This window comes from Marseilla massiliensis (assembly GCF_016899855.1).
Taxonomy (GTDB): domain Bacteria; phylum Bacteroidota; class Bacteroidia; order Bacteroidales; family Bacteroidaceae; genus Prevotella.
Map to the genome: position 1 here is coordinate 1 of NZ_JACJJG010000158.1, position 5,096 is coordinate 5,096.

Here is a 5,096-nt window from a genome sequence, read left to right on the forward strand (position 1 = left end):
CTGTTCATCGTTTTTTGTTTTTTTGTTCAACTGCAAATATACGATTTTTACAGCGACTTCCTTTATCTTTCACTTTTTATCCAACTGAACTGCGGATGAACCAGTAAATAATAGTAGACTCCTGATTCCCAAACGGAATCGGGAGTTTTTTATTGTTCATCTGCCTCGTACGCTTTTGTCGTCATTATAACATTAACCACTTATTTTGTTTTTTCAGTGAAATCATCTTGTTTTGACGTGTTTGAATTAGTCATGTGTCTTTCCTTCAAATGATAAATTATTTGAATAGGCTCATTTATTGTCGAGTAAGTGATTATGAGCTGTTTAGTGATTTCCCGGCAGCAGTCAGTATGTACTAATGATTATAACTCGTTGCGATCGGTTCTTCATGGCAGTATAGTGTTGCGATTGATGGTCAATCAAGTTGTAATTAATAGTCTTTCGTGGTGCAATATGTCATCTTTCGCAATGCAAAAGACGGTCTTTTATTGTAGTGGTTATATAAAGCATTTTTTAATATGTTTCTTTAATATTATATGTATGGTTGGAAAAGATTAAAATAAAAAAGAGACACTCTATGAGTGTCTCTTCGTACGCCTGCAGGGCAGCCTGGGCGAAATTCGGTGGTTCTGACGTGATGACGTATATGGCTGACACATAGCTGGTTATACGTTTTCGTAGTTTCACCGGGTTTTATCGGATGTCATCAGGATTTCAATCGGTTGACAAAAATATCGGCTTTTTGTCAACGGACTTTTTGGGATAAAACAGTTGTGTCTTTGCTTAAAATTTGCCCTGGACAACCGCCTAAATCTTTTCTAATTTTGCAGCGTTAAAATTTAAAGATTATGGCGACAATAAGAAAAAGTTTAGCAAGAAAAAAGCAAAAAGACAGTGGTAAACAGGAAGTAATGTTCCGCTTGTCCTTATCGCGTGAAAATGTTTTTCGCATCAAATCACAAATCTATTGTGAAGCAAAATATTGGGATGCGAAAAAAGAGAAAGTATTAATCCCAAGAGTGCATGGTAAAGTTCAGGCTGAGCTACTTTCACTTCAAAAGAAGTTGGATGAATTATCATCGTGCTTGTTGGAACAAATCCTAAACCTACCGGCAGAAAAAGTAAACAAAGAGCTTCTGGAGCATATTGTTCATGTGTTTCATTTCGGCGAGGATGAGAACAAGGACGATGAATGTGAAGATGACTTTGTCGACTTGTTTAAGACCTTTATTTCAGTTCGTGTTAAAACATCTCCACGAGACAGGGAGTTTCTATGTGTCTTACGGATGCTTCAACGCTATGAATTATATAGAGGTAGAGGCTATAAGTTAAGCCTTGACAAGATGACCGACTTAGACGTACTTAAGTTTGAGGAATTCTTAAAGATTGAATATACGTTTTTTGACCAAAACGGAAAATGTATAAAATATGCGCACATTTACAAAAAGATTCCTGTAACGAGAATACCCAAGCAAAGGGGCATTAATGGAATTCATGGCACGATGAAGATGTTTCGGACTTTTTACAACTGGGCTGTAAAGACAGGGAGAACGGAAAACAACCCGTTTAAGAAATACCAACTGCCCGCTTGCGTTTATGGTACGCCATTCTTCATCACAACGGAGGAAAGGAACAGGTTGTTTGAATTTGACTTCTCCGATTCACCTCAACTTGCAGTTCAGCGTGACATCTTCGTCTTTCAGTCTTGCATTGGCATCAGAACAGGTGATTTTTATAAACTGACCAAAGATAATGTTGTTGGCGACTCAATAGAATACATTGCCAACAAGACTTTGAATAAAACGGCTAGAACTGTGAGTGTTCCATTAATACCACAGGCGAAAACAATACTTGAACGGTATCGAGATGAAAACAGAACGGAGTTATTGCCTTTCATTTCAACTGTCCATTATAATAAAAGTATAAGGGAAATGTTGAAGCGGGCTGGTATAAATCGTATCGTGACGATAATAAACCCAGTCACGAGGCAGAGTGAGCAACACCCGATATATGAAGTGGCTTCTTCGTATATGGCAAGGCGTAATTTCATAGGCAACCTATATAAAAAGGTGAAGGATGCCAGCCTTATTGGTTGTATGACCGGCCATACGGAAGGCAGCAGGGCCTTTGCAAGATACAGAGCGATTGATTCTGAAATGAAGAAAGAGGTTGTTAAGAACCTTGAATAGGCGTATTTCTTGACCAAACCCTTATTAGACACCCCGGCAGGTTTATCTTGTCGGGGCTTTTTGTTTCGTATAAAGGGTTTATTGAGTGTTTTTCCTTATAGACGTAATGTATTGATAATCAAGGGTGTTGACTATGGTAAAACAACTTGTTTTTTGCCGCGATTTTGCCCTGGCTAACTTTGCAAAAAGGCTTTACCTTTGCAATCGACATAACAACGAAAACTATGGAAGAGAAAATAACGAAGATGTTAGACATGCTTGCCGATAAGATTGTCGAGCGGATGTCAGGGAAGTTCGGACAGCTTCAAGATAAGGTTGACGAACGAGGTGGGGAACGAGTGCTGTACACGATTAAACAGGTTTGTGAGATGCTGCATATCTCAAAATCAAAGTTGTACCGGCACCAAAAGATGGGCTATATAAGTCCAAGCGAGTATGTTGGTCGCACTCCTTTGTACGATCAGCAAGTAATAGATGATTACCTTAACAAATTTAGGTATTATGAATAAATTTAATACAAACCCGGATTCCGAGCAATCGGTTCTGGCAACCGCTTACGTAGCGGCAAGAGAGTTTAATCACAAATTATTAATAAAACATTTAAAACAATGAAAACTGAAACTGTAAATTCTATCAGCTCTCAAGAAGGGTTGCAGGAAAAGAGAGAAGAAACGAACGTAGTGGACGAAACACAGGCAAGGTTGGCAACTTATGTCACACCCGGGGAAGCTGCCACATTCACCCAAGAGGTGAAAAAAATCTGCGAACTTAGTCCGAAACTTTTTGCCAGAGTTCTTACGGGACTTTACCTGTTGGATTTGCTCGGAGCTGAACAGGCCGATGAAATAATCGCTGGCAGGCTTGTTATGAACAGGTGGCCGAAACCCAAGGCAGTCAATAGCATGGCTGTTTCAATCATGGAGGACGGAATGCAGATAATGCTTCTTGTCATTCCCGGAACGGTTGCAGTACAGATGGGATACGCTGTGGAGGATTTCGAGGGTAATCAGATACCTGAAGAACAACTTGCCCGGACTGTCGTTATCGTAGACGGCCAGACAAGGTACATGGCCATTAGAAAAATCATGAAGGAACACCCGGACAAGGCACCGGCCAACGTGTTCGCTTACTTTCCGACCAACTGGACGGACTTGACGAAAATGCTCCAGGCAATCAACCTCAAGGTGTTCACTTGGAAGAACAGCGACTTCATAACCGGAGTCATCGGGCTGGACAATATTGACGAGGATGTGAAAGTTGCTTTGAAATACGTAAAAACTCTTGAAGAATCAGGCTACAACTATACCGCAGCCTGTGAGTTTGTAACTTTACACAAAGGCATCATCAAGAAGCCGGGGTTGGTGAAGGCGATGAGCGGCACGACCGACAAGCTGAAGTTTGACGACGCAAAGTACGGCATTGAAATCCACAAGGCGGCACAAGGAAAATTCGCAGCAAAGAACGAGGATGTGCTTATGAACAAGGCCGTTCCGGAGTTCGTCATAGACAAGTGGAACGGCGTCTGCAACGACCTCATCAAGAAGGAAGCCAAAGCCTACATGGTCGCCTTCTTCAACAGCCTGAGCGGAGACGAAATCAAGGAAATTGTTTCGCCTTCGGGTTATAAGCGAGGTTGTGGCAAGTCCAAGGCTGCTTTCGTGACGGATTTGTTCAACGACGCTTTTGACAAGTTCGCTGCCAACCATCCATTAGAGGAGTTCAAGGGCAAGGCTGAGTGATATTCACGTTATCAACCGGAACCACGGTCGTCAACTCTTGGCTGTGGTTCCAATTTCATCAAAATTAAAAACCTAAGATTATGAGTACCGTTTTAAGCCAAGGCTTACCAGCCCTGCAAATACAGGCGCAAACGACCTATTCCACCTTGTGCGAGGTCTATGATGAATTTAGCGCAAACGAGAAAGTGCTCAAGGCAACCTTCAACGCCGAAGTCAAGAAAAACAGGAGCGTGTACGACGCTTATTCTAAAGCCGACCATTCCGACATAGGCTCGCACCTGCACGTCTTCGACGAAATCGACTTCGGCTGCGGTTATCACGGGCATATAGGAGTGCCTTGGCCGTCGAAGAGTCCAAGACTGGTTAAGGCCCTGTCGAAAGACTTCACCTTGCAGGACAAACACAGTTGCATTGAGATGACGGCCGCCTACATTCGCCCGCTGGATGTTGACGAGCGGTTGTTCGTGTTCTTTACAAGATTTTCCATTGAATCATGGCTTGACTCTACAAAACTGGCCAGGTCATTCCTGTTTTTCCATCATAGCGACAAAGGATACATCTCTTTCTGCGGCGTGGAATGCAGGCTCATCAGCTATATGGGAATGTCATACGGACATAAACCATGCCGTTTCTGTGTTTTCAATGAATTTTCCGATTCGACATCGTGCCCTCCAAGGATGACGCAGCGCAACAAGGACATGCTGTTTGACGTGGTCTGGAACGGTTGCGATTGGGATTATTGACTTTTCACCATATCTCACCAAGCCTCGTCCTGTTTCCTCTGTGTTTCCGGGCGGGGTTTCAATTCATAGTCTTTCGCATTGCAATTCGATACCTTTTGCAACGTAATTTACGGCCTTTTGCAATGCAATTTGGCACCTTTTGCGAAACATAATAATCCAACAAAGTAAGTAAGGTTTATCCGCAGTTCTGTTGGATAAAGATAAGCTGCTGATATTCAAGTATTTGTATTATCTTGTATGCTCATAAGTCCCTGATAATCAGTACCTGTATATTGATTAAATTGAAATTTAGGGCTATAAAACTATCCGGCTTATCCATACTTCAAATTATAGGTTCTTCCGCAGTTTTGTTGGATGGCCTTTCAGCAACATAAAATTGAGCACATCGAGTTTTTCTTTTAAAAGATTAAAAATCAATAGTTTTG

Annotated in this window: 4 protein-coding genes; all 4 read left to right on the top strand. The window is 41.8% G+C overall.

Going from position 1 to position 5,096, the window contains the following annotated elements:
- Positions 1-848: 848 nt before the first annotated feature.
- The 4 genes from H6A34_RS13780 (at position 849) to H6A34_RS13795 (ending at position 4,671) form a co-directional block, all read left to right on the top strand.
- Positions 849-2,189 carry a phage integrase SAM-like domain-containing protein gene (locus H6A34_RS13780; protein WP_205105983.1) on the top strand — a complete coding sequence of 447 codons (1,341 nt, stop codon included), beginning with the start codon at positions 849-851 and terminating at the stop codon, positions 2,187-2,189.
- 224 nt (positions 2,190-2,413) lie between these two features.
- On the top strand, positions 2,414-2,698 hold the full coding sequence (locus H6A34_RS13785; RefSeq protein WP_205105984.1) for a helix-turn-helix transcriptional regulator: 285 nt from the start codon (positions 2,414-2,416) through the stop codon (positions 2,696-2,698).
- Between the two features lie 99 nt (positions 2,699-2,797).
- Positions 2,798-3,928 carry a hypothetical protein gene (locus H6A34_RS13790; protein ID WP_205105985.1) on the top strand — a complete coding sequence of 377 codons (1,131 nt, stop codon included), beginning with the start codon at positions 2,798-2,800 and terminating at the stop codon, positions 3,926-3,928.
- Positions 3,929-4,008: 80 nt separating this feature from the next.
- Complete coding sequence (locus H6A34_RS13795) at positions 4,009-4,671, top strand: hypothetical protein (protein WP_205105986.1); 663 nt, start codon at positions 4,009-4,011, stop codon at positions 4,669-4,671.
- Positions 4,672-5,096: the final 425 nt, after the last annotated feature.

What these genes read in the sequence shown, in the direction of transcription:
- H6A34_RS13780 (WP_205105983.1), top strand. Translation starts at nt 849, where the DNA reads ATGGCGACAATAAGAAAAAGTTTAGCAAGAAAAAAGCAAAAAGACAGT.
- H6A34_RS13785 (WP_205105984.1), top strand. Translation starts at nt 2,414, where the DNA reads ATGGAAGAGAAAATAACGAAGATGTTAGACATGCTTGCCGATAAGATT.
- H6A34_RS13790 (WP_205105985.1), top strand. Translation starts at nt 2,798, where the DNA reads ATGAAAACTGAAACTGTAAATTCTATCAGCTCTCAAGAAGGGTTGCAG.
- H6A34_RS13795 (WP_205105986.1), top strand. Translation starts at nt 4,009, where the DNA reads ATGAGTACCGTTTTAAGCCAAGGCTTACCAGCCCTGCAAATACAGGCG.